The following is a 26999-nucleotide window of genomic DNA, read 5'->3' on the forward strand; positions in this document are numbered from 1 at the left end:
TGCGATACACGCAGGGATCGACCCTGCAGTGAACATGGGGGGCAGAGTTGAAAGGGGAAACAGCCTGCGGGTCTGTTGCCCGCTGGACACGACATTAGGGCCTGTAACGAATTTGTGAAAACGCTCTTTACGCAGATTTGCATGCGCAGGACGCATGCAAGGCCGAGCGTTACGCCTCGACCTGCCGGGTCAGCCACTGCTCGAACGCCCGCGCCGCGCGACGCGGGGTCTGGCCGCTGGGCGTCAACAGGTGATACCCACCCACCGCGCCGACACTGACCTTGCAGGCGGGCACCAGCGCCCCGGACTGCACATGACGGTCGATCATCGGCTGCCAGCCCAACACCACGCCATGTCCGGCCAGCGCCAGGTCCACCAGCACCGGATAGTGATTGACCGTCATGCGCTGGCGAATCAACGACGCATCCACCCCTTGGCGGCCGAACCAGTCGTTCCAGGACAGCCACTGCCGTTGGCCGTCTTCGAGCATCAACAGGCAGTGGTCGAGCAATTGCGCTGGCTCCAGCAGTGCGCCGTGCAGATACCCCGGTGCGCAGTAAGCGCTGACGGATTCGGGAAACAGCAGACGGCTGTCCAGTCCCGGCGGCGACGCTTCACGCAGAAAATACAAGGCCAGGTCGAATTCGGCACGCACCAGCGAATCCAGGCCGTCCACCACGCGCAGGCGAATGTCCACGCCGGGAAACTCATCGCGATAGCGGCCCAGCAGCGGGCCGAGCCAAAGCGCCGCGACGCCGCTGGAACAGGCCAGGGTCAATTGCTGTTCGCCGCTGTGGGTGATGACCTGTGCAGTCGCTTCGGCGCACAGAGTCAGGACCCGGTGGATCTGCTCGGCGTAGATCTGCCCGGCCACCGTCAGATGAATGCGTTTATGCTCCCGGCGAAACAGCGCCCGACCAAGGAACTCTTCCAGCTGCGCCACCTGCCGGCTGATGGCGCTCTGGGTCAGGTGCAGCTCGCTGGCGGCACGGGTGAAACTGCCATGCCGCACAGTGGCTTCAAAGGCAATGAGGTTCTGCAACGGCGGCAGCGGTTCGATGCGCATGGCGACTCCAGTCAGGCAGCGTCGGGGAAGGGCGTGGACATCAGCCAGTCTCGAAAGACACACAATGACGGCAGGTTCTGAAAGCGCGTGGCGTACGCCAGGTAGTAATCACGGCCGCTGTCCATGGGTTCGAACAGGGTCACCAGTTCGCCGCTGTCGATTTCGTCCTGCACCAGGATGCGCGGCACCAGCGCGATACCGATCCCCGCCGCGACGGCCTGGATCAAATGCGAGGTCAGCTCGAAGCTGGGGCCGGGGCGCATCACATGGTGGTCCAGCCGATAGCGATCGAACCAGTCGGACCATGCGCTGGGTCGTGACACCACACTCAGCAACGAATGCAGGGCGACCTGTTCGGGGGTCATGGCGGCATGGTGGGGCAGCGCTGCGGGGCTGGCGATGACGACCAGCTTTTCGTTGACCAGCCGGTGGGCGATGTAACCGGGCCAGTTGCCGCTGCCTGTACAAATGATCGCATTCATCTCGCCGGCTGCGGGTGTGAGGTCGGCATGCATGATTCGCGAATGGATATGCACCACATACCCCGGATGGCGGGCGTAGAAGTCATGCATGCGTGGCAGCAGCAGCTTGGAACCGAAGGTGGGCAACACCGCTAGATGGAGCATGCCGCCTTCTGATTTGTGAGCGATGGTCTTGAGCGTGGCGCTACGAATCCGGCCCAGCGCGGCCGCCAGCTCATGTTGGTACAGTGCGCCTGCGGTGGTCAGCTCGATACGCCGGCCGTCGCGTTTGAACAACTCGACATCCAATTGCGCTTCCAACGCCTGCACCTGGCGGCTGACCGCGCTCTGAGTCAGGGCCAGCTCGTCGGCGGCCTTGGTGAAACTGCCGTGGCGGGCCGCGGCCTCAAAAGCGATCAGCAATGACATGGAAGGGGTAAGGCGTCTTGGATTCATTCATAAAACTCATGCAAAAACGGCAGCTTTTACGTTTGTGCCGGGCGGTATAAGGCCCGAAAATCCGCACAACCGTTGCTACCTTCAATGACAGTCACGATTTTTCGGCGCGAGTCAAAGCATACGTGTTCTGCATATAAAAAGCCTGGGTTTGCCACCCGGCTATAAGGAAACCGCCATGATTGCCCTCCTTAAACCCACCACTGAACCGGCCGATCAGTACGACCGTTTTCTCGACGCTCTGGTGCAGGAGGGCTTCGAAGGCGAAGTCGCCCGTGATCTGGGTTCGCGAACCGTACTGGCCACCGATAACTCGATCTACCAGCGTTTGCCCCAGGCCGCGGTGTTTCCCACCGGCAGCCATGACGTGGCAATCCTCGCCCGGCTGGCGGCACTGCCTGCGTACAAACAGGTGGTCCTGACTCCGCGCGGCGGTGGCACCGGCACCAACGGCCAGTCGTTGACCGACGGCCTGGTGGTGGACCTGTCCCGGCACATGAACCGGATTCTGGAAATCAACGTCGAAGAGCGCTGGGTGCGGGTGCAAACCGGCGTGGTCAAGGACCAGCTCAACGCCGCGCTCAAGCCACACGGCCTGTTTTTCGCGCCGGAACTGTCCACCTCCAACCGTGCCACCATCGGCGGCATGATCAACACCGACGCCAGCGGGCAGGGCAGTTGCACCTACGGCAAGACTCGCGATCACGTACTGGAACTGTCCACCGTGCTGCTCGGCGGTGGCTATATACACAGCCATGCGCTGAGTAGCGAGCAGTTGGTCAGCGAACAGGCTCGGGCAGATCGCGCCGGCGGGGTTTATCGCTGCGCCCGTGAGATTGCCGACGACCAGGCGCAACTGATCAAGGACACCTTCCCGCCGCTCAACCGCTGCCTGACCGGCTATGACCTGGCGCATCTGCGCGAGAGCGACGGCCGCTTCAACCTCAACAGCGTGCTGTGCGGTTCGGAAGGCTCCCTGGGCTTTATCGTTGAAGCCAAACTCAATGTGCTGCCGATTCCCCGACATTCGATTCTGGTCAACGTGCGCTACGCGGGCTTCATGGATGCGCTGCGCGACGCCAAGGCGTTGATGGCACACAAACCGCTGTCCATTGAAACCGTGGACTCCAAGGTGTTGATGCTGGCCATGCAGGACATCGTCTGGCACGGCGTGGCCGAGTATTTCCCCCAAGACCCGCAGACCCCGACGCTGGGTATCAACCTGATCGAATTCAGCGGCGATGAACAGAGCGAAGTGGAAGCGCGGGTACACGCCTTCGTCGAACATTTGCAGGCCGACACTTCGGTGGTGCGCCTGGGCCATACGCTGGCGACCGGCAGCGCGGCGGTGAACCGGGTCTACGCCATGCGCAAGCGCTCGGTGGGTTTGCTGGGCAACGTCAAGGGCGAGGCGCGTCCGCAGCCGTTCGTGGAAGACACCGCCGTGCCGCCGGAAAACCTGGCCGATTACATCCAGGAATTCCGTGCATTGCTCGACGGCTACGGCCTGCAATACGGCATGTTTGGCCATGTAGACGCGGGCGTACTGCACGTGCGCCCGATCCTGGACATGAAAGACCCGGCCCAGGCTGCACTGATCCGGCCGATCTCCGACGCGGTGGCGGCGTTGACCCGTAAATACGGCGGCCTGCTGTGGGGCGAGCACGGCAAGGGTTTGCGTTCGCAATACGTGCCCGAGTACTTCGGCGAGCTGTATCCGGCGTTGCAGGCACTCAAAGCGGCATGCGATCCGTTCAACCAGCTCAACCCCGGCAAGATTGCCACCCCGGCGTCCGTGCCGTCGGCACACTTGACGCTGGTGGATGAAGTCACCCTGCGTGGCGACCTGGACCGGACCATCGACGAGCGAGTCTGGAACAGTTACGACAGCGCACTGCATTGCAATGGCAACGGCGCCTGTTACAACTACGATCCTGACGACGCCATGTGCCCGTCGTGGAAAGCCACCCGCAATCGTATCCACTCACCCAAGGGCCGGGCGTCGCTGGTGCGGGAATGGCTGCGCCTGCAAGGCGAACAGAATGTCGATGTGCTGACCGCCAGCGCCAGGGCACGCTCGGCCAATGTGCTGAAGAGCCTGGCGGAAAAAACCGTCAATAGCGTGGCCCGCGTGACAGGCCAGAAAGACTTCTCCCACGAAGTGTATGACGCCATGGCCGGTTGTTTGGCGTGCAAATCCTGCGCGGGGCAATGCCCGGTGAAGGTCAACGTGCCGGAATTTCGCTCGCGGTTCCTGGAGCTGTACCACAGCCGCTACCTGCGTCCGCTGAAGGATTACCTGATCGGCTCGCTGGAATTCAGCATTCCGTATCTGGCCCGTTTCCCTCGCGTCTACAACACGGTGATGAGCGCGGCGCCGGTGCGTTACCTGTTGGAACATGTGGCCGGGATGGTTGATAGCCCGCTGCTGAGCATGACTGATTTCCGTGCCGCCTGCGCTCGCTGGAATGTGGGCATTGCCACGCCGCAGCGCCTTGCCGCGTTGAGTGCCGAAGAGCGTAAACGTACCGTGGTGTTGGTGCAGGATGCCTTCACCCGCTATTTCGAAACGCCGCTGGCTGCCGATTGGCTTGAGCTGATTTCGCGCCTGGGTTATCAGATCTACCTCGCGCCATTTGCCCCCAACGGCAAGCCGCTCCAGGTTCAGGGATTCCTGGCTGCATTCGAGAAAGCCGCGCTGTTCAACAGCCGGTCACTTCGCAAGCTGCAGGCCAGCGGCATCCCATTGGTGGGCCTGGACCCTGCGATGACGCTGGTGTATCGCCAGGAGTACAGCAAAGTATTGGGCAGCGAAGACGTGCCCACCGTGATGCTGCCTCAGGAATGGCTGGCGACAGAGCAGGAAGACAGCGCACCGCAACCGTCAGATGAAACCTGGTACTTCCTGCCGCATTGCACCGAGAAGACTAACGAACCGGGCAGCGTCGGCCTGTGGCAGAAGGTATTCGCCCGCATGGGAATGAAACTGGAAGTGCTGGCCAGCGGCTGCTGCGGCATGTCCGGGACCTACGGTCATGAGACCCGCAACGTCGCGACCTCGACCACCATTTACCGCCAGTCCTGGCAGCCGCTGGTGGCGCGCTATGGCGGCGATGAGCGTCTGCTGGCCGACGGCTATTCGTGCCGTAGCCAGGTCAAGCGCCAGGACGGCAAGCAGATGCGGCATCCGTTGCAGATTCTTCTGGAGAAGTTGCGGGCGGCCTGATGCCGCGGTAAATCGTGCAAGCACTCAGGATTTCCTGGATAACGCATCCCGGCCCGGCCCGCCTAATCTGATTCCACGCCCCGAACGGCGGGGACTCAATCGGAACAGGAGCCGGACCATGCAAACGATCCAACAAGGCATTCAAGGCAAAGTCATCGCCATCACCGGTGCCAGCAGCGGCATCGGTGAAGCGACGGCGAGGTTACTGGCGCAAAAGGGCGCTCGCGTCGTACTCGGGGCGCGCCGTACCGAGCGTCTGGAAGCGCTGGTCAGCGAGTTGCGCGAAGCCGGCGGCGTCGCCGATTTTCGGGCGCTGGATGTGACCGATGTCGCCGATATGCAGGCCTTCATTGATTTCACCGTCGCAACCCACGGGTGTGTCGACGTGCTGGTCAATAATGCCGGCGTCATGCCGCTTTCCCGACTCGATGCGCTAAGGGTGCAAGAGTGGAACCGGATGATCGACGTGAACATTCGCGGCGTGCTGCACGGTATCGCGGCTGCGTTGCCGCTGATGCAGGCGCGACGCTCTGGGCAGTTCATCAATATTTCTTCCATCGGCGCCTACGCCGTGAGCCCGACGGCTGCGGTGTACTGCGCCACCAAGTTCGCGGTGCGGGCGATTTCCGAAGGTTTGCGCCAGGAAGTCGGCGGCGATATCCGCGTGACCACCATCGCGCCGGGCGTGACCGAGTCGGAACTGGCCGAAAGCATTTCCGATGAAGGCGGGCGCAACGAAATGCGCGAGTTCCGGCGCATCGCCATACCCGCCACAGCCATCGCCCGCGCCATCGCCTACGCAGTGGAACAGCCGGCCGATGTGGACGTCAGCGAACTGATCGTGCGGCCGACGGCCAGTCCTTACTAGTCGCGAATCTGTTCCGGCGTCTTGATCGCCGCCCGCAGGCTCCTGCGGATCAAGGGCCTGGGTCGACCGTGGGAGCGAGCTTGCTCGCGAAGAGACCGGTGCATACACACCAAGGCGTCGCCTGAAACGTCGCTTTCGCCAGCAAGACAAATCGCCGCCCGCAGGCTCCTGCGGGAGAACGGCCTGCCGTGGACAAGCCCCGTTATCCAGGCCCCAGCATTCTGTAACCGACACCATGAATGGTATGCAGCAAAGGAATTTCAAACGGCTTATCGATGGTTTTGCGCAGCATGTACATACTGGTCCGCAGAATGTCCGAGTCCGGGACGTTGTCGCCCCAGATAGCTCGTTCAAGATCCTTGCGCTTAACCACGGCAGGGCTTCTGCGCATCAGCAACTCCAGCAGGGTCAGGGTGGTGGGGTTCAGGCGCAGCAAAGCCCCTGCGCGCCTGACTTCCAGTGAATTCAGATCGTAGGTCAGATCGTGTATCTGAAGCACATGGGTCTTGAGGCCGGTAAAGCGTCGTGTCACCGATTCGACGCGGGCCAGCAACTCCGAGAGGGCGAACGGCTTGACGATATAGTCGTCTGCGCCGACCTCGAAACCGATAAGCCGATCACTTAACTCATCCCGGGCGGTCAACATCAGTATTGGCGCTTTATGCCGACTTTTCTCCCGCAGGTTACTGCAGACTTTGAGACCGTCCATGCCGGGCAGCATGATATCCAGAATGATTGCATCAAAGTTTCCCGTATCGGCAAGATGCAGTCCTGTTACGCCATCCATGGCAGTCGTTACGTCACACCCTTTAAGTATGAAATATTCCGAAATGTTGGCCAGAATATCTTTATGGTCTTCAATCACAAGCACGCGCATCAAGCGATCCTTAATGGTTTGCATCACTCAGAATTCGGCCAGCCCTTAACTAAGGGCTATTCCAGGATTCCGTACTTCGCCATTCGTCTTCAGTGGGAAAAGAGTTCCGGCAGCCAGAAATCCGCAAGGGCTGGAAAGAAGACACCGCAATGCCTGGCCACTGCTGCCTGGTGCGCAAAGTTACCGTGGTAAAGGTCAAGCTTTGGTGAAAACACAGTCAAAACTTTCTTCGCCGTGTACTCAGGTATGGAGTGTGTCAGCGTTGACTCAAGTTCGTGTCGGCCGGCAGGGTTCTGCACGGCGCAAAGATATCCAGCGCCGGATCACGAGCCTGGGTGTTGACCTGTAATAATCCCAGCATCGAGTGGAACAGGTTGTCCTGACTCAACGGAGCGTTTCGATTGCGCTGCAGGCACTGCGTGTCGAGGACAAAAGAACGTTGATACCCCTCTGAGAACCAGGCCAGCATGGGCACCTGTTTTTGCTGAGGCGGGGCCAGCATGTAAGGGGTGCCATGCAAGAACAGGTTGTATTCGCCCAGCGATTCGCCGTGGTCGGAGATATACATCATGGCCGTGTCGACCCGTTCCTGATTGTTGCGCAAAAGCCTGATCAGGCTGCTCAGCACATGGTCGGTGTACAGCACCGTATTGTCATAGCTGTTGATGATGCTCTGCTGACTGCAGCTGTCCAGCACGTTGCTGCGGCACACCGGCGTGAACCGCTCGAACGCCTTGGGGTAGCGCTTGTAGTAAGCCGGTCCATGGCTTCCCATCTGGTGCAGTACCAATACCGTGTCGCGCTGCAGATGGTCGATCAAGCTCTGCAGCCCGGTCAGCAGGATTTCATCCATACATTCATGGTCGGCGCAGAGCTTTTCGTCATTGGCGTTACTGACATCCTCGAAGACCACTCGGTCGCAAGTGCCTTTGCAACCGGACTGATTATCGCGCCACAACACTTCAAGACCGGCGCGCTGGAGGACGTCCAGCAGACCTTCCTGGGATTTCGCCACGGCCGCGTTGTAATTCCGGCGCCCCATGGTCGAGAACATACAAGGCACCGACACCGCCGTTTCGGTTCCGCAGGAACTGACATCGGGGTAGGCGATAAGCCCCTGTTCCTCGCGCAACTGCGGGGTAGTATCGCGGCTGTAGCCCAGAAGGCCGAAGCTTTGCGCCCGGACGCTCTCGCCTACTACCAATACCGTGAGGGACTTGCGTGGGCGGTGTGCCCAGGCCTCGCTCAGCGTGGCGTCCTCGGCGACTTTCATGAATGGCTGCTGCGCGGTTGCGATTTGTTCGCGCAGATAACCCACCGACGCGCTGAGATAATTACTCGGCACCACCATCAACCTCAGCTCATGGTTATTGCGAAACAGCGAGGCCAGGCCTTGGTAATTGAGCAAGGCGACTGTTCCGATCAGCAGGGCGAAGCCTGTGCAGAGCACGCCTTTGACCGCCAGCTCGCGGTGCCAGGGACGGTAGCTGACCGGTGTTTTCCAGAGCAGCAGCGACGGTACGATGCCCAGCAGTACAACGTAGCCGGCCAGTCGCAACGAAAGCAGATCGCGGACCTCTGTGACATTGGTCTCGACAACGTTGCGCAGCATGCCCTTATCGATCACCACGCCATACTGACTCATGAAAAAGGCAACGCCGGCGCTCACTACGAACAGAAGTATCAGGATTGGTTTGAGGACGCGTCTGAACGCCACCAGATTAAGCACGATATTGAAGACGGCCAGTATCATCACGCCAAAGGCGACGATGGGCAGCAAACCCACACCGCTGTCACTTATGATCGCCCGTAGTTGTCTCCAGAGAACATTATTGAAAGCCACCAGCAGGTAGAGGCTGGCGATTAAAGTGATCCATTCCGCGCGAGCAGGTTTGAGTTCAGGCATAGAATTCTACTTTTACAGAGAATACGGAAGCGGAGCGATGACGCCGCATCGCCAACGGCGCGAACTCTAGGTGGGGAATAATCAAATTTTTGTGAAGGAGATGCCAATAAACAGTGGCCGCTTGAATACACTCATTGCAACATCAAGCAACGACCAGCGTGCTTACACTTTAAACATTTGGTTTGAGAGCTGAACATATTGTTGACGATTCATTCGCTTGGCAAAAGCAACATGCTCTAGTGTGCGACAGTTTCGATAGGCGCAGGAAGTTTGCCTAGGCTTGAACCCAGAGTTGTCGCAATGCTGACGTGACGGACACTTATGCAGTAGGGGCAGCGAGAGCGCCCTGATCGAGTCAGGGGTGCCGGCCAATCAGATCCTTTGGACGTTGCTCCTCGGCCGGTTCAACGTTGTGATCAACTCGCCGCCGGCCCCAGATACCGGCGAAACCAGCCTATGGTCCGCTCCCAGGCGAGCTTCGCGTCGGCTTCGTCGTAGCGCGGGGTAGAGTCGTTGTGAAAACCGTGATTGGCACCGGGGTAGACGAAGGCTTCATAAGTGGTGCCGGCCGCTTTCAGCGCTTGTTCATAGGCTGGCCAGCCCTCGTTGATGCGGGTGTCGAGTTCGCCGTAGTGGATCATTACCGGCGCCTTGATCCGGGCCACATCTTCGGACTTGGGTTGGCGACCGTAGAACGATACCGCAGCCCCCAGCTCGGGATAGGCCACCGCCGCCGCATTGGCGACCCCGCCGCCGTAGCAAAAACCGACGATGCCAACCTTGCCGGTGGACTCGTCGTGTTTCATCAGCCATTCAACGGCGGCGAAAAAGTCGTTCATCAGTTTTTCAGGATCAACCTTCTGCTGCAGTTCGCGGCCTTTGTCGTCATTGCCCGGATAGCCACCCACCGAGGAAAGTCCGTCCGGCGCCAGGGCGATAAAGCCGGCCTTGGCGACTCGCCGCGCCACATCTTCGATATAGGGATTGAGTCCACGGTTTTCATGGGCTACTACCACGGCCGGCAGTTTGCCGCTGGCTTTGGCCGGACGCACCAGGTAACCCCGCACCTGACCGTGGCCCTTGGGAGACGGGTAGGTCAGGTACTCGGCAACGATGTCCGGGTCGGTGAAGGCGATTTGCTCGGCCAGCGCATAGTTGGGGCTCAACGCAGCCAGGACCGCGCTGGCGGTCAGACCACCGAAGGTGAACAGCGCCGCCCGATCCAGGAATTCTCGGCGGTTGATCTTGCCGTGGGCATAGTAATCGTAGAGTTCGAGCAGCTCTGGAGCGAAGTCTTTGGCGGTGAGACGTTCCATCGATAGGCATCCTTCGATCATTCGGACGGCAAAGGCGACAGTTAAGCAGAAATATAGATATCCGCTGCCTGTCGCCCTGCATCATCCGCCAACTTATCAGCTGTTTTGCGCCACAGAATCCTCAGGCCGGGCAATCACCACCCGTTCGAATCGTCCGGCCAGCACTACGTAGGCGAAGATGCCAATCAGGCCGTGAGCCGCGACGAACCACAGTGCCGAATTGAACGAGCCGGTCGAGGCCACGAAAAATCCGATCACCACCGGCGTGACGATCCCGGCGATATTGCCGATGCCGTTGAACACGCCGCCGCTCAGGCCAACCATGCCTTTGGGCGCAGTGTCGGACAACACCGCCCAGCCAACCGCCGCCAGCCCCTTGCCGAAGAACGCCAACGCCATGAGGGCAATCACCATCCAGTTCGCATCCACGTAATTGGCCGATACCAGACTGGCCGCCAGCCCCATGCCGATCACGAACGGCGTTTTGCGTGCCCTCGAAGGATGCATGCCTTTGCGGATCAGGTAATCGGAGACCATGCCACCGAGCACACCGCCTGAGAATCCGCAGATCGCCGGCAGTGCTGCCACCCAGCCAGCTTCCATGATGGTCATCCCGCGGCCCTTGATCAGGTAGATGGGAAACCAGGTAATGAAGAAGTAGGTGAGGGCGGTGATGCAATACTGGCCCAGATAGATTGCCCACAAAGTGCGGTTGGTGAACAGTTGCTTCACTTCGCTCATCTTGGTCTTGGGCTTGCTGACCTTGCGGTTGGCTTCCAGATCCACCAGGGCGCCGCCTTCACGCATCATGTTCAGCTCCGCCTCGCTCAGGCCCGGGGCACTGAGCGGGTCGCGGTACATCGCGAACCAGAATACGGTGGCGACCATGCCCAATGCGCCCATCCACAGGAATACGTATTCCCAGCCCCAGGCGTGGGTCAGCCAGGCCATCAGCGGCGCGAACACCACCACCGCCATGTATTGCGCAGAGTTGAACAGCGCCGAAGCCGTGCCCCGTTCCCGGGTCGGGAACCAGCAGGAGACGATACGGTTGTTGGCCGGAAATGCCGGCGACTCCACCAGGCCGAGCATGAAACGCATGGCGAACAGCGCAACCGCCGCGCTGGCCCCGGCCAGGCCCATCCAGCCCACGGTGCCTTGCAGCATGGTGAACAGTGACCAGAGAAACAGGCTGCAGCCGTACACCCGGCGCGCGCCGAACTTGTCCAGCAACCATCCGCCGGGCACCTGACCCAGTGCGTAGGCCCAGGCGAAGGCGGAGAAGATCATGCCCAGCATGACCGGGTCCAAGCCCAGGTCCTTGACCACTTCGGTGCCGGCGATGGACATGGTCGCCCGATCGGCATAGTTGAGGACGGTGACGACGAAAATCAGTGCGAGGATGACGAACCGGTGCCGACCGACGCGAGCGTCGGCGAGGGGCACGGCCATTGAAGCGGTTTTGGCGGTCATGGCGTTCTCCGGCCTTCCTCGGGGAAGGCTTAATTGTTGGAATTACGGAGTTGAAAGGTGCGGGTCAGCAGGCCACGGCGGTTGGCAACGGCGCACCGGCAAAGCAGGCTTGCAGGTTGGCCAGAACGATTTCGCCCATGGCCAGTCGAGTCTGTTCCGTAGCGCTGGCGCGGTGCGGTTGCAGCACCACGTTGTTCAATGCCCGCAACGCCAGCGGCACATTCGGCTCGTCGGCGAATACATCCAGACCGGCACCGGCGATGGCGCCTGAACTCAGGGCGGCGATCAGCGCCGGCTCGTCCACCAGCTTGCCTCGCGCGACGTTGATCAGGTAACCGTGCGGGCCCAACGCCTGGAGCACCGGGGCGGTGATGATTGCACTGCCCTGATCGGCGGAGGCCGCGAGCATCAGGACATCACTGCGTTGCGCCAGCTCCGTCAGGTCGGGCACGAAGTGGTAGCCGCTGGTGGGTTGCTCGCGCAGATCGGTGTAGTGAATGGTCATGCCGAACGCCTCGGCCCGCCGGGCAATGGCATGGCCGACGCGACCCAGGCCGACGATGCCCAGGCTGATACCGGTGACCTTGCGGGCCAGCGGCTGGACCACCGAACCCCATTGGCCGGCGCGCACGATGCGGTCGCCGGTGCCGAGACCGCGCAGGGTCATGATCAGCAGACCCATGCCCATGTCGGCGACATCATCGGTCAGCACACCGGGCGTGGTGGTGACCTGCACGCCACGACGAGCGGCGTGTACCAGATCCACCGCATCGGTGCCGATGCCGCTGATGGCGATGACTTGCAGCGCGGGCAGGCGATCCATGATCGCGTTACTCAGCCCTTTGGCACCGCCGGTTACCACGCCGCGAATACTCGGACCGTGCCGCAGGAGCAGGGCGTCAGGGTCGCCGGCTTCGTAGAACCGATGAATGCTGTACAAGGCTTGCAGCTGCGCATCGATGGGCGCAGGGACGGGCTGGGTCAACAAAATGTCGATAGTCAATTTGGCCTTCCTTCGATTGTGATTGTTTTGGTCAGCAGGCGTCGTCGTGAAGGCCAGAGTAGGAAATCCATCGATACCGGTCTAACATTCATACTGAATCGATCAATACAAGAATTGAATCGTGGAACTCCATCAGCTTCGCTGCTTTGTCACGGTCGCCGAAGAGCTGCATTTCGGGCGCGCCGCCAAACGCCTGTTCATGACACAGCCGCCCCTGAGCCGGCAGATCCAGTTGCTGGAGCGCTCGCTGGGCGTAGAGTTGTTCGACCGCAGCAATCGCCAGGTGCGGCTGACGCTGGCCGGGCAGCATTTCCTGCGCGACGCCCGTCATGTGTTGACCTACACCGAACAGGCCAGCGCCTCCACGCGGCGCCTGGCGCGGGGTGAGACAGGCCAACTGTTGCTGGGGTTTACGGCCGTCAGCGGTTACAGCCTGATACCCGGTCTGCTGGAAAACGCCGCATGGGCCTTGCCGGACGTGGGGGTCGAGTTGCGGGAGATGGTGTCCGGCGCGCAGATGGAAGCATTGGAAGCGAGCATGATCGACATCGGCTTCGTGCGCCGGGCGGTGCCGCGGACCGGTTTCGACTACCGACTGGTGTGCAGCGAACCACTGCTGGTCGCGATGTCGGAGCGGCACCCGTTGGCGCAACAGGCACAGGTGGCGATGGCCGATCTGGATCAGCAGCCCTTCATCATGTATTCCCCGGACGAGGGTCGTTACTTTTACGACTGCATCGTCGGGCTGTTCGCCATCGCCGGCGTTTCGCCGCGCTATCTGCACCATTTGGGGCAGACCCATTCGGTGCTGGGCCTGGTTCGCGCAGGTCTCGGGCTGGCGATCGTGCCTCAGGCTTCTCGGGAGCTGTATCCGGGGCACCTGCAATTCCGGCCACTGCAGGATGCCAGCCCGCGCGCGGAAATCTACATGGCGACCCGCCGGGACAACGACAACCCGGCCCTGGCGCCGTTCATGGAAATGGCCTGGGCCTACTTCAAGGACCGCGTTCATTCATGACTTTCACAGGGCTGATGGACGCGAATCCGTGCTCGTCAAAAAACCTAACTAGCGCTCTGTTTAAGCCCCTGATAAGCTCGCGGCATGAATACGAACAGCGCAGGGCACTGGATAGAAGTGTCCATCTTGAAATCGGTCCGCCGCCTGAGCCCTGATCGCTCCAGGAAACTGACGTTCGGACAGATCTACATGCAACTTATCCAGCTCCAGACCAGCGTTCCCTCGATCGCACACTGCGTGCAAGCTGTGGATGTGCTGGTGACTGAAGGGCTGCTGATCTCGGAACGAGTGTTGGATGAGCACCCCGACTTCCCCTATACCCAGCACATCATCAGTGGGCTGACCGACATCGGCGCGGCTTCATTGATGAGTGAGGAGGAGGTTGCAGCGGGAGGATCAATGTCTGTTGGGGCCTGATCGTTCTTGCACAGCGATCAGCCACGCAGGGCATGGACGTAACACTCACTCATTCAGCTGCCCGGGACATGCCGACGCGGCTGAATGAGCTGAGGTGAATGCAGCCGTTATTCGCCACCCTTCATACGCCGCGCCACCAGGTAGATCCCTAGCCCGACCAGGGCAGTGGCGGCGCCGATGAAGCCGGTGCTGGTCCAGCCCAGTCCGGCGGTGATCGCCATTCCGCCGAACCACGGACCCAGGGCGTTGGCCAGGTTGAACGCCGCATGGTTGGACGCCGCGGCCAGGCTCGGCGCTTCATGGGCGATATCCATCAAACGGATCTGCAGCGGCGCGGCCAGCGCGATCATGGTGCCGACCAGGCCGATCCCCAGAAGAATCGACCACAGCGAGCCGGCGGCAAAGGTGAAGAACAGCAGCACGAGGATTGACCACACCAGCACAACGCCCACGGCCCGGAACTGCAACCGGTCGAACAGCTTGCCGCCTGCGATATTGCCAATGATGCCGCCTGCTCCGAATGCCGCCAGGCCGACTGGAATCCATTGCGGGCTGACCCGGGTGACTTCCAGCATGGTCGGCGCCAGGTAGCTGAACACACAGAACATGCCGGCGAAGCCGATCGAAGCGATGGCAAGGGCCATCCATACCTGCGGATGACGGAACGCCTGGAGTTCCTTGCGTGGATCGCTGCGCACCTCATCGTGGCGCTGCGGCACGAAACGCCAGACCAGTCCGAGGGTGCACAGCGCTATGGCACCCACCAACACAAAGGCCGAGCGCCAACCGAACAGTTGGCCCAGCCAAGTCGCCAGCGGGTTGCCCAGCAGCATGGCCAAGGTCAGGCCCAGCATCACCCGTGCCACGGCGCTGGCCCGTTGATTGCTCGGTACCATGCTTGAGGCCACGACCGCGGCGATACCAAAGTAAGCGCCATGGGGCAGGCCGCTGACGAACCGGAAAGCAACCAGGCCGGAGAATGACGGCGCGAACGCGGTCGCGATATTGCCGATGGCGTACAGCGCCATCAGCAGGAGCAGCATGTGCTTGCGCAACAGCCTGGCACCCAGAATCGCCAACGTCGGAGCACCGACCATCACGCCCAGGGCGTAAGCGGTGATGGCATGACCGACCTGGGGTTCGCTCAGTTGCAGATTGCCAGCGATATCCGGCATCAGCCCCATGATCGCGAATTCCCCGGTGCCGATGGCAAAACTTCCCAAAGCCATCGCGGCTTCCATCTTGGCAATCGTGCTCTTGGAGGTAGCGAGCGGTGGCGCTTCGTGGACAGACATCTAATTCCTTACTGAAATAAGCTGAAACGATAAAGCGGTGATCTTAGACATCCCGGGGCAGGGCGTCGAGCATCGGCGGCGCCTCAACAGACGGACTTGACAATGGCGGGCCTGCCGCGGACAAGTCCACTCCTGCGCAAGCACTGGGTGGCAGCGGCATTCAGCCGCAAAGGGGGCCGCATGGACAACGAATCACACGGCTCATTTCTCCCGCTACGCTGATAGCCATTCGACCCACTCTGTTAGCCGGCGGTGATTGTGGACAGGTTTCAGGAAATGAAAGTGTTGCTGGCTGTCGTGGAAGCGGAAAGCTTTGCCGGAGGCGCCAAGCTGCTGGGAATGTCACCGCCGAGCGTCACTCGCGTGATAGCCGGGCTGGAAAGTCGTCTGGGCACGCTGCTGCTGGCACGCAGCACGCGCCTGTTGCGGCTGACCGAAGCGGGTCGGCGCTATGTGGAGGACTGCAAGCGCATCTTGCTGGATCTGGAGGAGGCCGAAGAACTGGCTACCGGTAGCAACATTCGCGCCCGCGGCAATCTCACGGTGACGGCGCCGGTGATGTTTGGTGAGTTGTTTCTGATTCCGCTGATCACCGACTATCTGGCGGACTATCCGCAAGTGACCATCAACGCGTTACTGGTGGATAGACTCGTAAACATGGCCGACGAAGGCGTGGATGTCGCTGTGCGCATCGGGGTATTGCCGGACACCGGCTTGCAGGCCGTCAGAGTCGGGCAGATTCGCCCGGTGGTGTGCGCCGCGCCGGCCTTTCTCGACCGTGTCGGCCGCCCCAAAGCCCCTCAGGACGTGCTGGCGCTACCGGTGGTGATGTCGTCAGCCAGCAACTTGCTGACCGATTGGCACTTCCGGGCGGGCGACGGCGCCGTTGTCCTGCATCCTGAACCGCGCTTGATCGTCAGTTCCAATCAGGCGGCCATCAATGCCGCCCGGCTGGGCTGGGGTGTCACGCGGGTATTGTCATACCAGGTGGCGCAGTGGGTGGAAAAGGGCGAGCTGGAGATTGTGCTTGAGGCCTATCAGACTCCGGCATTGCCGGTGCACCTGCTGTACCAGGGCGACCGGCGCGTGCTCGCCAAGGTGCGGACTTTTGTCGATCATTGCGCCAGTCGGCTGCTCGTCGATCCGGCGTTGCAAGCCGCTGCGGTTGTGCGGCCATGAGCCGATTCAGTCAGATGCAGGCCTTCGAAGCAGTGGCGCAGGCCGGTAGCCTGGCGGCTGCCGCACGGCATCTCAATGTGTCGCCCGCAACCATCATGCGCACCATCGCCTCGCTGGAGGCACGGCTGCACTGCACGCTGTTCGCTCGCGGGCCGCGCGGCGTGAGCTTGAGCCATGCGGGCGAGGCGTTCGCGCAAAGCTGCCGGTACATTCTGGAACAAACCGAGGTGGCCGAGCGCTCGGCAGCAGGTCGGCATGCCAGCCCCCTGGGTCAGTTGACCGTCGCTTTGCCGCTGCTGATCGACCTCCAAGTGTTCACACCCGTCACCCTGGCTTATCTGGAGGCTTTTCCCGGTGTACGCCTGGTCATCCAGGCCAGCGACGGCGTCCCCAAGCTGCTCAAGGACGGTATAGATGTGGCCGTTGTCGTTGGTCAGCTGCCCAGTTCTTCCGATTTCGCCATGCTGCTGGGCATGGTCAAACCGATGCTGTGCGCATCGCCCGCCTATCTGGCGAAGTGGGGTCGACCTGCGACGCCGGCCGCCCTCAAGACCCACCGTGCGGTGGTCACCACCTTGCCCGGCTACGAGCCAGCGTGGCGTTTCCCTTCCAGTTGCACGCTGCCTGCGGTCAAACCCACCCGGGTTCTGACCTGCACGACCCAGCGTGCAGCCATCCAGGCGGCGACGCTGGGGGCGGGCCTGGTGCGCTGCCTGAGCTACGAAGTCTACGATCAAGTGCGCTGCGGAACGCTGGAACCGGTGCTGACGGACTACGCCGGTGACGCCTTGCCGGCGAATCTGATCTACCGACATGGCCGTCGTGCCGAAGCCCGTGTGCGCACTTTCATTGACTTCGCAGCACCCTTGTTGCGCAACCATCCTGCGTTTCTGGACTGATGCGGACGCTGCGGCCTGGGCGGCTTGTTTCGAAAAGCGGAATTGTGGATTGCCCGGCGTGGTGATTCTGCTGCGCATTGAATCAGCGCAGCATGGCTTCACCCAGCGCATCGCCCCGCGCTGTTTCCCACTCACCTGTTGCGGAGCCACACCATGCCAACTGCCATCAAACTGTATCGCCACCCGCTGTCCGGCCACTCTCATCGCGTCGAGTTGATGTTGTCGCTGCTGGCGCTACCTACCGAGCTGATTCTCGTGGACCTGGCCAAGGGCGAGCATAAACAGCCGGCGTTTCTGGCGATCAACGCGTTCGGTCAGGTGCCGGTCATCGACGACGACGGCACGGTGCTCAGCGATTCCAACGGGATTCTGGTGTATCTGGCGAAGAAATACGGCAGCGGCAGCTGGCAGCCTCAGGATCCGCTCGCCGAGGCGCGTATTCAGCGCTGGTTGTCGGTAGCGGCGGGGCAGGTGGCCTACGGGCCGGCGGCGGCACGCCTGATCACGGTGTTTGGTGCAGCCTTCAATGCCGACGAGGTCATCACCCGCGCCCATACGCTGCTCAAGGTGATGGATACCGAACTGGCGGACAGCCCGTTTCTGGCCGGACCCGAGCCGACCATTGCGGATGTGGCCAACTACAGCTACATCGCCCATGCCCCGGAAGGCAACGTATCGCTGGAGACCTACCCGAATGTGCAGGCCTGGCTGCAACGCATCGAGGCTCTTCCCGGCTTCGTGCCCATGCAGCGCACGGTGGTCGGCCTGCAAACCCACTGATTTTGGATCAGGGCGCCGGCGTTTCCGGCAGCCCGTTCAAGGAGCACCCGCCATGGACCCACGTTCCAGTTCGGCAAAATCACCCTGGCATGCCGGTGAAAAAAAGCTGCAAGCCCTCTATCAGGTGGCCGAGCGGATGGACGAGCTCGGCCGCCGTGTGATCCGCGATTACATGCCCGACCAGCACCGAGAGTTCTACCACCAGCTGCCGTTCATGGTGGTCGGTGCGGTCGATGCCGACAACCGGCCCTGGGCCACCTTGCTCGAGGGGCCGCCAGGTTTCGTCACCAGCGCAGACCCACAGCACCTTCGCCTGGCAGCCCATACGGATTCACAGGACCCGGCGACCTCCGGCCTCCAGACCGGCAACGCCATCGGCATGCTGGGTATCGAATTGCATACCCGTCGACGCAATCGCATCAACGGGGTGATTCAGCAGGCTTCGGCCGCCGGCCTTGAAGTGGCGGTTGAGCAGTCCTACGGCAACTGCCCTAAGTACATTCAGGAGCGGTCTTATACTTCGATGCCCGTACCGGACAGCGGGCGTTCGTTGCGCCAGGATTTCACCACGCTGGATGAGCAGACCCGCGCGATGATCCGCGCGGCGGACACCTTTTTCATCGCCAGCTATGTGGATGATGGCGAGCGGCGTTCAGTCGATGTCTCGCACCGCGGCGGGCGTGCCGGCTTCGTCAAAGTCGACGATAACCGCCTGACCATTCCAGATTACGCGGGCAATCTGTTCTTCAACACCCTGGGCAATCTGCAGGCCAACCCGGTGGCAGGCTTGTTGTTCGTCGATTTTGCCAGCGGCGACATGTTGCAACTCACCGGACGCACCGAGCTGCTGCTGGACAGCCCGTTGATCAAACTCTTCGAAGGGGCCGAACGGCTCTGGACCTTTGAGGTAGAACAGGCGGTCGTGCGGCCCGGCGCCGTCAGACTTCGCTGGCTGTTCCATGATTACGCGCCCACCAGCCTTGCCACCGGCACCTGGGCGGAAACCGAAGAGCGCCTGCGCCAGAACGAACAGCGGCGCAGCTGGCAGCCATGGCGGGTCACGCAGGTTCAGCAGGAGAGCAGCGACATTCGCTCGTTTTGCCTGCAAGCGCCTGACCATGGCGCCGTCCCGTTCGCTGCGGGGCAGCATCTGCCGATACGCATCGTGGCCGACGATGGCGAGACCTTGCCCAGAACCTACAGCATTTCCAGCGCGCCTTCGGATGGACACATCCGCATCAGCGTGAAAAAGATGGGCAAGGCGTCGCGCCATCTCCATGACAACGTGCAGGTCGGCGATCTGTTGGACGTGCGCCCGCCGCTGGGCAGCTTTACTTTGACTGACGACGCGACGAGGCCAGTGGTCTTGATGGGCGCCGGGGTCGGCATCACGCCGATGATCTCCATGGCCCGGGAACTGGTGGCACAAAACCAGAGCCGCCAGATCCACCTGTTTCAAAGTTCGCGTGCCCTGGATGACTTGCCGTTCCAGTCCGAGCTGGCACAGCTGCAACACCGTTCGGCCGGATCGCTGCATGTTCACCGCGCCCTGAGCAGTCCCGAAGCGGACGCTGTGCTGGAACGCGACTATCAGTTGGCGGGGCGCCTGACCTTTGCCCAGGTCAAGGCGCGCCTGCCGCTGGACGATTATGACTTCTACCTGTGCGGCCCGGCCGGGTTCCTCCAGGACATGTACGACGGCCTGCGCGGCGTGAACATCCCCGACCGGCGTATCCACGCCGAAACCTTCGGGCCTTCTGCGCTACAGCGTTCGGCAGCCGAACCTGCTTCGGGCCCGGTACAACCGCCGGCAGCAAACGCTCCAGTGCCGGTGTACTTCAGCGCGTCCGCCACCGAGGCCCGCTGGAAACCGGGCGGCGGCAGCCTGCTGGAACTGGCCGAAAGTCGCGGCCTGAACCCGGAATTCAGCTGCCGTGGCGGCTCGTGCGGAACCTGCAGCACCCGATTGATCAGCGGCCACGTGCACTATCCCAACCCACCGGCGCAAATGCCGGCGGCCGATACCGTGTTGATCTGCTGTGCGATACCGGCACACACCCAAGGCAACGGCCCGGCGTTGGTGCTTGATCTGTGACGCCGGGCGTCGAATTTAACGATGCGGGGAGGGCGGTGGCGTCTCAAGCGCGGCACTGGCGGTGCTTGCCGCGCTGGGCCTGACCGAATGCCTAACCCACAAACGCAGCTTTGATCACCGCAATATCGATCTTTTGCATGCCCATCATCGCTTCAAACGCACGCTTGGCCGCCGCACGATCAGCACTGGCAATCGCGCTCGTCAAAACCCGGGGGGTGATCTGCCATGACACCCCCCATTTGTCCTTGCACCAACCGCAGGCACTGGCCTGACCGTCATTCTCGATGATCGCGTTCCACAATCGATCCGTCTCGGCCTGGTCGTCGGTGGCGACCTGAAAAGAAAACGCCTCGTTATGCGTGAACATGGCGCCGCCATTGAGCCCCAGACATGGGATACCCATTACTGTGAATTCGACCGTCAGAACGTCGTCGAGCTTGCCGGCAGGATAATCGCCCGGAGCCAGGTGGACCGTACCGACCGCGCTGTCCGGGAACGTTTCGGCGTAAAAGCGTGCGGCCTCCAGCGCAACGCCGTCGTACCAAAGGCATACGATGTTCTTGCTGTTCATCTTGGTTCTCCATGAGAAACGCTGACCCATGGATGTTAGTCACGCAACGGATGTGGAGCGGTGGTATACGACGGTTCGGCGACGGGCTTATCAAAGAAGTCAGCGTGTCCTGACTTCATACAAATAGAAACACGGTTTAACATAATATACATTATGCGTACCTGTGGAGTTCGCGTTGAGGGGTAGGATTCGCCGCATTGTCAGGCCCACGTAAAGATGCGCTTTTGTCTATCTGAAAATGCGCCTGTTAAAAATCAATGCTTTGCAGCGGCTTGATTAGACCATTTCTGGAAACCAAGCGGTGTTATCATCTGCTTTCAGACATCTATCTACGTAAAAATGCGCTTCCATTCATGGCACGGCATCTACGTAAAGATGCGCTTTTTTGCGGGATATGGGCCCGGACGTCGCCTAATTCCTCAATTGGCAGGTATTCACCTAGTCAGCCGCGACTCAATTCAAGTTGGTGCTGACGTCGATCCAACTCGATTACCGCTCGCTATCGGTTCCACGATGTCCTGCACCTCATCAGGTTGCCAGGATCAATTTGGGATCGAGCCCCAGTTTAACCACCCATGGATGATGCAATCGATCGATCCACATGCGTTCAGTGACGTGCGGACGACAAACCAATCATAGTCCTGACACTCCAGAAATCCTTGCCAGCCCTTTGGGCTCCAGGATGAAACCTCCAATCCATGGTCACCGCGAGAGCCCGCCCGGCAACCGCCGGTTATTCCGCATTTTGTATATCTAATTTTGCGCCTCCTTAAGTTGACTCATGGGCTATGATGGGCGTAGCCCATCAGGTGCCGGAAGTCGTTTATGGTAATTCTACCTCGTCCATTATTTGGCTCCGCCCGCTCCCTCTCCAATTCAGATCAATCCGCTCCGATTTCGGCCAGAGCCTTTTTGCTCGAGATTGATCCTGCGCTTAAGCCCATGGAAGCATATGAGCTGGCAAACGCTTTCTTGGAGACTCGCCGCGATTTTGCAGGTTATGACCACGCCCGGGGTGTCATAGAACGGCTAGTACTGTGGACGCTTCTGATCAGGAAGGCACCGTTACTCAGCCTGGTTAGAGCCGATGCATTTGCTTTCATCTGGTTTACGCAAGACCCGCCTGAGGCGTGGCAATGTGGGTATGGCACTTTACGTTTCAAGAAAGTAGCGTCCACGTCTGGCGTAATGGTGACTGTCCCAAACTCCAAGTGGAGGCCTTTTACCGCAGGCCGTCTCCCCACGGAGCCTCCTACAGTATCCAAAGCGCTGAATCTATGCTCTGTCTTTTATAAACACCTGGTGAGTACAGCACAGACAACACGCAATCCATTCGCCGAGCTGCTTTATGAAGAGCCTACTACAGAAACACCAACCGCCCAGGTTTCGACAATCCTAACAGCAGACGACTGGGCGATCATCATCTCAGCAGCTAAGAGACTGGCCGCTGCCAAGCCTGTCATGCACGAGCGGACATTGTTTTTGATCGCATGCCTTGCATACCTGAATGTAAGCTGTTCTGACTTTATCGATTCCAATGGAAATTGCATAACTTTCAGACGAATCGTGTGGACTGGCGAGACGTGGCTGTTGAAGTTGGATTCTCGCGACATTCAGATTCCACAAGAACTATATGATCCATACATGCGGCGATACATGAATTTTCGCGAGGTATGCTTTGAGCGCAACGCGTCGCAGCCCTTAATTCCCAGGATCAGAGGCTATGGGCAGGTTACCCGGCGTACGTTGGTCAAAATCAGTAAGGATGCGGTGGTTGAAGCCTTGCGCCACATGGAAGCCAGTGGCACCTCTGACCATCGCCTCCAGTCTCTGCGTGACGCCTATAATGCGTGGTTACGCTCTGACGTAAAACTGAATCAAGCCTTTTGTGGGGGCGGACGAACCAGCGCGGATGCCCATCCGCAATTGAGCCCCATTTTTGCTGACTATAATGAGATTACGCAGGAAGATGGCTTCATCCCGGATCATCCTGACACCCTCCTCTACTTGGCGTCATGCAATAGAGCGGCAGAGCCACTGCAGGCCTACCATTATGCGAAATTATTTCTGAGTAAATTTCGTAACAAAAACAGCTTCGACACTTATAGGAAATATATTGAACGTCTGTTGCTCTGGACATTTCACCTGAAGCACAAGCCGGCTCACCTTCTGACGCAGACTGACCTGCACGAGTTTTTTGAATTCTGTAAATCACCCCCTATCACGTGGGTAAGGACAACATTTGAACGCAGGTTTGTCCAGGTTCATTCAGGGGCAATAGGCATGGCTTTCGCGGTCAGGCGTTCCAACCCTGACTGGAAACCATTTTGGATCAGCATCAATTCAGATGTTGAAGATATCGGCGTTGCGTATCACGCTTCCAGTGAGACGTCTTCTGGGCAGTACACAACGGTGCGTAGCTTTTATGCATTTCTAATCTCAAAAGGGCTAGTCGATTCAAATCCGCTAGTTAACCACGACGCGTTTTCGTCCTATACGATGAGCGAGCGCCCAGCCCCCAAAAAACGCAGAGGGCTCAGTGAGCAGGTATTTAAAACCGTAATCGATGCGTGCTTAAGTTTATATAAAGGCTTAAAGCTGCATCGGATGCTGTTCATCCTTTACACAATCAACGAGCTTTCATTGTCTTGGGTTGATTTTCGAGCATGTAGGAAAAATTTCACTATAGGGGATTTCACTAAAGTCCATAAGGGTGAGTGGAGCCTGAAACTTACCCGGGCGAATGCAGAGGCTACTTTAATCCCAGTGGCGATTAGCTATATAGAGAACGTATTTTTGCCTTACAAGGAATACTTGCTGGGCTTAGGTTTGCATGACCTTGATAGCTACCCAGTATTCTGCGCATTGAACGGCCGGTCTTCAATTTCTGAGGGTGCGGTCACGTGGATGCTAATTCGTCTTCGTGAGGTCGCTGCTGACGCCTTAGTTCGTGATCAAGCACCTGTGGTCGTGGTGGAACGGGTGCGCAGTATCACTATAAATACTCTCGCTCATACGGGTAAGCCTAAAACATATTTATTTAAGCAGTCGCTATCTTAGCGGCCCGAATAAAATGGGCAAAGAGACATTCGAAGCTTCCTGGGATCGTTGAGCAGAGGCGTGCCCTGACGGTTCGGCATGAGTCCTCCCCCTGATGGTTCCATCGCGCCAAACGGCCCTGCCCTCAGGCTTTTGAGTTCAAAGAGGGCCCGCGCCCTCATGATTTGAGAACCTAGTGGTCAAGAGGCACGGCAATCAAGATGCTGCTCGTCATTGGGGAGCGTCAATTCAATGACCCGATCTCCAACGACCAGATGTATATGACTGGTGCGGAGGATTCCCATCTGAGATCCAAAACTCCTCCCACTATTAACCAATTTTTTGATGTGTGAACCACCGCGCTTTACACGTCAAAAAACTGGTTTACAGGCTTTCTGAGACGTCAGCCTCAGGCGACCGTAACCACCTGCCGGGATCGTAGTAACAGTCATGTCTGAAACTGGCAACGGGTTCGCCTATAAAGGGAGACAGTGAACGGATGGCGGTGGTGTATGATAGGACTAGCCCGCAGAAGGAACGTACTCATGAGCACTTTGCCCCTCGATCAACAGGCCCGTTATTTGGAAGTGCTCGACGCAGCAAAGCGCTTGTATGGCGGCGATTTCGACGCAGCCATGCACTGGATGACACGTCCGGTAAAAGCATTTGGCGGCAAAGCCCCTGCCAGCATGATCACCAGCAGTGTGGAGACTGAGACCACTGTCGACTATGCGAGGCGTTTGGAGCACGGATTCGTTATCTGATAGGCCTGGATTTGCGTACTCAAGCATCCATGCGGCCTGTCGCCGGTTTCGATACTCAGCTCAAGCGGAGGCTGGTCGGTCGTTCATTAAGTCAAACCCTTGACCCTAAATCGTTGCACGGCTGTGCCCGGGCGACCTCACGGTATGGCCCACGGAGAGCAGGCGAAGGAAGGGACGCCAGCAATGAGCTCGGAAAGAAATTGCAGGATGATGGCCAGGATCGTACGCCTGCGACTACTCAGGTTCAGCAGGTGATCATCGCACGCGATATGATTCGTGAAGGTCAGTCCTAGACAGCCAACCTCGCTCCCCCCCGTAAACGACGCCATTTCAGTATATTGATTGAAATCATGTCGGGCATAGGTCGTTTGTCTCGGCCAAAGCCACTGCACCCTCGACAAGCAGCGTCCAAGATTGATTACACCGGCAGCTCTCAGGGCCTACTGATGCGGCTGCAAGCCGGCATTCTGTTCAGCATTTTCAAAAATATCGACACCAATTCTAACCCCATGAACCAACCTAATCGCCACCTGCGCATTGTTTCAGCTGAGGGTGCTCATGACAGGGGGCATCTGAAGACATGATGTTCCTAGCGCTTCTTGCGCCAGCTATCGCTCCAAGTGCAACATGTAACAAATAAGAAAACACTAGGAAGCCAAAGTGCCTGAAGTAAAACTCACAGCCCCTCAGAGGCGAGCCAAACACTGGTTCGGTAGGAGAAGCCTCTCCACTGCGCAGAAGAAGTCGATGAAGCTTAGCAAGTTCCAGGCGATTGGTTGGTTCTTCAATGCGGTCGACATAATGGCCGAAGGATCTATTCTGGATCAGATTAATGGCATGTTTTGTTTTGATCGCGAAATTGATCAGCTCTCTCTCGGGTATTTTGCACCCGTACACCTCTTATGCTCTGCGAATTGGGATGAAAGGCTTCTTGTAGCCTGGTGTCTAATTGGCTCGGCTGAACGAGAATTTGCAAAGAAGCTGGTCGCTGAAGGGGTGCATAATTTTTGGCCCGACGCGGGTTTCTGTGATCTCGAATGGGAAGCCCAAGTCCAAGCAAGGTTTGCCTGTTTGTCCACGCATCAGCCTAGTCACATTGAGTTCGAATTTGGCAGCTCTTTCGGACTGCCCGCCAAAGACCCCCTTCAGTTCGCACAATAGGATTAAGCCGCAGCAGGAACAGGTGCAAAGAGTGCACTCAGCGGTCAGCCGGCAAGCTTGCGCCCCATCCTGAAAAACACGTCATCAAGCCAGCGGTTATAGGCCACCTGCGACGCTGGGATGAGCAGCTGCCGTTCAACAATCTGCTCCTCTTGGCGGTGCGGCATCGAGAGACTGTTCGATGGAACGGCCGGCGGTTCTCGAAAAAAGCTTGTAGGAGATGTCAGTCAGGGAAAGCTGGAACCACCCTCCTCGGCCATGTGTGATCAGTCCGAATGCAGCCTCGGCGATAGTTCGAACCCGGCTAGGAGATATGTAATGGCCGGCGAATGGATCATGGTTAGATGAGCGGGTGGTGAGCGCAGCTGTGAGCCAAGCCATTCCGGAATCATGGTGACGCCACGCCACAGTGCCCGCGTCGACGCCGGTCAAATCGCCCTGATCGAAATCCTTGTATCCGTCCTTTAGCGAGCTCAACCCTGCTTGGCATAGCTTGAGGAAGAACGTTTCGTGTTCGGAGTGCATCTGGCGCAGAGTCCCGGAAAGTTCTGGCTGAGGCAGGAAGGCAATTTCCAACCGAGTATCGCGACTCCCATTGTTCCAAAGCCTCTGGCCATAACCTTGGCGTTTCTGAACGCGCTCAACAAACTCCTGCTCAGAGATCGCCGCTCTCGAAACATTGAGCTGATGCAGCGCCTGAACGATGGCGTCTGAAAGCTCGTGCTCGTTGCGAAACGTCGCCCGGAACAACCCGTCAACGTAATCAGAGACCTCCCACCTAAATGCTTCCTGAGGCCCTTCGACCGGAACGTCCTGAAGGAAGGCAAGCACCCGCTTTCCACCTGCCCTCGCACGACGAAATTCCTGCTGGGTCACAGACTCTCCGCTTGGCGTTTTGAAGCCAAAATCCGCCCCCAAAATCACAATGACCACGTCAGCCTGATCGACCTCGGTCATACATGCGATTTCCGACGAATCGGGTCTAGCACCGAAATCTTCGCACATGACGGCCTGATGCTGGAGAAGCCCGACCGCTTTCCTGGCGGCGGCGCGATAGCCTTCAAAGTTACGTACTACCGAGCTGATGAATACCTTCATAACCTGCCCCCCATGAGCAGTCGCCCCACAT

Annotated in this window: 21 protein-coding genes; 11 read left to right on the forward strand and 10 right to left on the reverse strand. The window is 59.3% G+C overall.

The window, feature by feature from the left end; all coding sequences use genetic code 11:
* Positions 1 to 169 precede the first annotated feature (169 nt).
* Together EGJ27_RS01975 and EGJ27_RS01980 are read right to left on the reverse strand one after the other, a co-directional pair.
* Positions 170 to 1066, reverse strand: a complete 897-nt coding sequence (locus EGJ27_RS01975; RefSeq protein WP_125829034.1) for a LysR substrate-binding domain-containing protein — start codon at positions 1064 to 1066, stop codon at positions 170 to 172.
* An 11-nt stretch (positions 1067 to 1077) separates the two neighbouring features.
* Positions 1078 to 1983, reverse strand: coding sequence for a LysR substrate-binding domain-containing protein (locus EGJ27_RS01980; protein ID WP_125829035.1), 906 nt, complete (start codon positions 1981 to 1983; stop codon positions 1078 to 1080).
* A gap of 178 nt (positions 1984 to 2161) precedes the next feature.
* On the opposite strand from EGJ27_RS01980, the gene EGJ27_RS01985 reads away from it, so the two are divergent.
* Together EGJ27_RS01985 and EGJ27_RS01990 are read left to right on the forward strand one after the other, a co-directional pair.
* A complete protein-coding gene (locus EGJ27_RS01985) occupies positions 2162 to 5209 on the forward strand; it encodes an FAD-binding and (Fe-S)-binding domain-containing protein (protein WP_125829036.1) in 3048 nt (1015 codons plus the stop codon).
* A 118-nt stretch (positions 5210 to 5327) separates the two neighbouring features.
* Complete coding sequence (locus EGJ27_RS01990; protein ID WP_125829037.1) at positions 5328 to 6077, forward strand: SDR family oxidoreductase; 750 nt, start codon at positions 5328 to 5330, stop codon at positions 6075 to 6077.
* Positions 6078 to 6279: 202 nt separating this feature from the next.
* On the opposite strand, the gene EGJ27_RS01995 is transcribed toward EGJ27_RS01990, so the two are convergent.
* From EGJ27_RS01995 to EGJ27_RS02015, 5 genes are all read right to left on the reverse strand, one after another.
* Positions 6280 to 6954, reverse strand: coding sequence for a response regulator transcription factor (locus EGJ27_RS01995; RefSeq protein WP_125829038.1), 675 nt, complete (start codon positions 6952 to 6954; stop codon positions 6280 to 6282).
* A gap of 256 nt (positions 6955 to 7210) precedes the next feature.
* Entirely contained in the window at positions 7211 to 8860 is a 1650-nt protein-coding gene (locus tag EGJ27_RS02000) for a phosphoethanolamine transferase (RefSeq protein WP_125829039.1), read from the reverse strand.
* A 416-nt stretch (positions 8861 to 9276) separates the two neighbouring features.
* Entirely contained in the window at positions 9277 to 10176 is a 900-nt protein-coding gene (gene yghX, locus EGJ27_RS02005) for a YghX family hydrolase (RefSeq protein WP_125829040.1), read from the reverse strand.
* 96 nt (positions 10177 to 10272) lie between these two features.
* Positions 10273 to 11649, reverse strand: a complete 1377-nt coding sequence (locus EGJ27_RS02010; RefSeq protein WP_125829041.1) for an MFS transporter — start codon at positions 11647 to 11649, stop codon at positions 10273 to 10275.
* Between the two features lie 64 nt (positions 11650 to 11713).
* Positions 11714 to 12652, reverse strand: coding sequence for a 2-hydroxyacid dehydrogenase (locus EGJ27_RS02015; protein ID WP_125829042.1), 939 nt, complete (start codon positions 12650 to 12652; stop codon positions 11714 to 11716).
* A gap of 121 nt (positions 12653 to 12773) precedes the next feature.
* Here EGJ27_RS02015 and EGJ27_RS02020 point away from each other — a divergent pair, with 121 nt between their 5' ends.
* Together EGJ27_RS02020 and EGJ27_RS02025 are read left to right on the forward strand one after the other, a co-directional pair.
* Positions 12774 to 13670: a LysR family transcriptional regulator gene (locus EGJ27_RS02020; RefSeq protein WP_218568042.1), complete on the forward strand. Its 897-nt coding sequence runs from the start codon at positions 12774 to 12776 to the stop codon at positions 13668 to 13670.
* 84 nt (positions 13671 to 13754) lie between these two features.
* Positions 13755 to 14087, forward strand: a complete 333-nt coding sequence (locus tag EGJ27_RS02025; protein WP_125829044.1) for a hypothetical protein — start codon at positions 13755 to 13757, stop codon at positions 14085 to 14087.
* Between the two features lie 107 nt (positions 14088 to 14194).
* Here EGJ27_RS02025 and EGJ27_RS02030 read toward each other — a convergent pair whose 3' ends face one another.
* The gene (locus EGJ27_RS02030) at positions 14195 to 15382 is read right to left on the reverse strand and encodes an MFS transporter (protein ID WP_177522908.1); all 1188 of its coding nucleotides are present in this window, start codon (positions 15380 to 15382) and stop codon (positions 14195 to 14197) included.
* A 276-nt stretch (positions 15383 to 15658) separates the two neighbouring features.
* Here EGJ27_RS02030 and EGJ27_RS02035 point away from each other — a divergent pair, with 276 nt between their 5' ends.
* From EGJ27_RS02035 to EGJ27_RS02050, 4 genes are all read left to right on the forward strand, one after another.
* Positions 15659 to 16561, forward strand: coding sequence for a LysR family transcriptional regulator (locus EGJ27_RS02035; RefSeq protein WP_177522909.1), 903 nt, complete (start codon positions 15659 to 15661; stop codon positions 16559 to 16561).
* Positions 16558 to 17460, forward strand: a complete 903-nt coding sequence (locus EGJ27_RS02040) for a LysR substrate-binding domain-containing protein (protein ID WP_125829046.1) — start codon at positions 16558 to 16560, stop codon at positions 17458 to 17460. Before EGJ27_RS02035 ends, EGJ27_RS02040 begins: the two co-directional genes overlap by 4 nt.
* Positions 17461 to 17613: 153 nt before the next feature.
* The gene (locus EGJ27_RS02045; protein ID WP_125829047.1) at positions 17614 to 18240 is read left to right on the forward strand and encodes a glutathione S-transferase family protein; all 627 of its coding nucleotides are present in this window, start codon (positions 17614 to 17616) and stop codon (positions 18238 to 18240) included.
* A 52-nt stretch (positions 18241 to 18292) separates the two neighbouring features.
* Entirely contained in the window at positions 18293 to 20335 is a 2043-nt protein-coding gene (locus tag EGJ27_RS02050; RefSeq protein WP_125829048.1) for a pyridoxamine 5'-phosphate oxidase family protein, read from the forward strand.
* Positions 20336 to 20426: 91 nt separating this feature from the next.
* Here EGJ27_RS02050 and EGJ27_RS02055 read toward each other — a convergent pair whose 3' ends face one another.
* On the reverse strand, positions 20427 to 20906 hold the full coding sequence (locus tag EGJ27_RS02055) for a VOC family protein (protein WP_125829049.1): 480 nt from the start codon (positions 20904 to 20906) through the stop codon (positions 20427 to 20429).
* Between the two features lie 825 nt (positions 20907 to 21731).
* Here EGJ27_RS02055 and EGJ27_RS02060 point away from each other — a divergent pair.
* The 3 genes from EGJ27_RS02060 to EGJ27_RS02070 all read left to right on the forward strand — a co-directional run bounded on the left by EGJ27_RS02060 (position 21732) and on the right by EGJ27_RS02070 (position 25870).
* Positions 21732 to 23966 carry a hypothetical protein gene (locus EGJ27_RS02060; RefSeq protein ID WP_125829050.1) on the forward strand — a complete coding sequence of 745 codons (2235 nt, stop codon included), beginning with the start codon at positions 21732 to 21734 and terminating at the stop codon, positions 23964 to 23966.
* 524 nt (positions 23967 to 24490) lie between these two features.
* Positions 24491 to 24709 carry an antitoxin Xre/MbcA/ParS toxin-binding domain-containing protein gene (locus tag EGJ27_RS02065; RefSeq protein WP_125829051.1) on the forward strand — a complete coding sequence of 73 codons (219 nt, stop codon included), beginning with the start codon at positions 24491 to 24493 and terminating at the stop codon, positions 24707 to 24709.
* Between the two features lie 747 nt (positions 24710 to 25456).
* Complete coding sequence (locus EGJ27_RS02070; protein ID WP_125829052.1) at positions 25457 to 25870, forward strand: hypothetical protein; 414 nt, start codon at positions 25457 to 25459, stop codon at positions 25868 to 25870.
* 135 nt (positions 25871 to 26005) lie between these two features.
* Here the strand turns inward: EGJ27_RS02070 and EGJ27_RS02075 are convergent, their stop codons facing one another.
* Positions 26006 to 26968, reverse strand: a complete 963-nt coding sequence (locus tag EGJ27_RS02075) for a DUF4062 domain-containing protein (RefSeq protein WP_256672622.1) — start codon at positions 26966 to 26968, stop codon at positions 26006 to 26008.
* Positions 26969 to 26999 lie beyond the last annotated feature (31 nt).

This window comes from Pseudomonas sp. v388, assembly GCF_003935425.1.
Classification (GTDB): Bacteria; Pseudomonadota; Gammaproteobacteria; order Pseudomonadales; family Pseudomonadaceae; genus Aquipseudomonas.

Bases quoted from the DNA above. Each gene is read 5' to 3' on its own strand.
- EGJ27_RS01975 (WP_125829034.1), bottom strand. From the start codon at position 1,066: ATGCGCATCGAACCGCTGCCGCCGTTGCAGAACCTCATTGCCTTTGAA.
- EGJ27_RS01980 (WP_125829035.1), bottom strand. From the start codon at position 1,983: ATGAATCCAAGACGCCTTACCCCTTCCATGTCATTGCTGATCGCTTTT.
- EGJ27_RS01985 (WP_125829036.1), top strand. From the start codon at position 2,162: ATGATTGCCCTCCTTAAACCCACCACTGAACCGGCCGATCAGTACGAC.
- EGJ27_RS01990 (WP_125829037.1), top strand. From the start codon at position 5,328: ATGCAAACGATCCAACAAGGCATTCAAGGCAAAGTCATCGCCATCACC.
- EGJ27_RS01995 (WP_125829038.1), bottom strand. From the start codon at position 6,954: ATGCGCGTGCTTGTGATTGAAGACCATAAAGATATTCTGGCCAACATT.
- EGJ27_RS02000 (WP_125829039.1), bottom strand. From the start codon at position 8,860: ATGCCTGAACTCAAACCTGCTCGCGCGGAATGGATCACTTTAATCGCC.
- yghX (WP_125829040.1), bottom strand. From the start codon at position 10,176: ATGGAACGTCTCACCGCCAAAGACTTCGCTCCAGAGCTGCTCGAACTC.
- EGJ27_RS02010 (WP_125829041.1), bottom strand. From the start codon at position 11,649: ATGACCGCCAAAACCGCTTCAATGGCCGTGCCCCTCGCCGACGCTCGC.
- EGJ27_RS02025 (WP_125829044.1), top strand. From the start codon at position 13,755: ATGAATACGAACAGCGCAGGGCACTGGATAGAAGTGTCCATCTTGAAA.
- EGJ27_RS02030 (WP_177522908.1), bottom strand. From the start codon at position 15,382: ATGTCTGTCCACGAAGCGCCACCGCTCGCTACCTCCAAGAGCACGATT.
- EGJ27_RS02035 (WP_177522909.1), top strand. From the start codon at position 15,659: ATGAAAGTGTTGCTGGCTGTCGTGGAAGCGGAAAGCTTTGCCGGAGGC.
- EGJ27_RS02040 (WP_125829046.1), top strand. From the start codon at position 16,558: ATGAGCCGATTCAGTCAGATGCAGGCCTTCGAAGCAGTGGCGCAGGCC.
- EGJ27_RS02045 (WP_125829047.1), top strand. From the start codon at position 17,614: ATGCCAACTGCCATCAAACTGTATCGCCACCCGCTGTCCGGCCACTCT.
- EGJ27_RS02050 (WP_125829048.1), top strand. From the start codon at position 18,293: ATGGACCCACGTTCCAGTTCGGCAAAATCACCCTGGCATGCCGGTGAA.
- EGJ27_RS02055 (WP_125829049.1), bottom strand. From the start codon at position 20,906: ATGAACAGCAAGAACATCGTATGCCTTTGGTACGACGGCGTTGCGCTG.
- EGJ27_RS02060 (WP_125829050.1), top strand. From the start codon at position 21,732: ATGGTAATTCTACCTCGTCCATTATTTGGCTCCGCCCGCTCCCTCTCC.
- EGJ27_RS02065 (WP_125829051.1), top strand. From the start codon at position 24,491: ATGAGCACTTTGCCCCTCGATCAACAGGCCCGTTATTTGGAAGTGCTC.
- EGJ27_RS02070 (WP_125829052.1), top strand. From the start codon at position 25,457: ATGAAGCTTAGCAAGTTCCAGGCGATTGGTTGGTTCTTCAATGCGGTC.
- EGJ27_RS02075 (WP_256672622.1), bottom strand. From the start codon at position 26,968: ATGAAGGTATTCATCAGCTCGGTAGTACGTAACTTTGAAGGCTATCGC.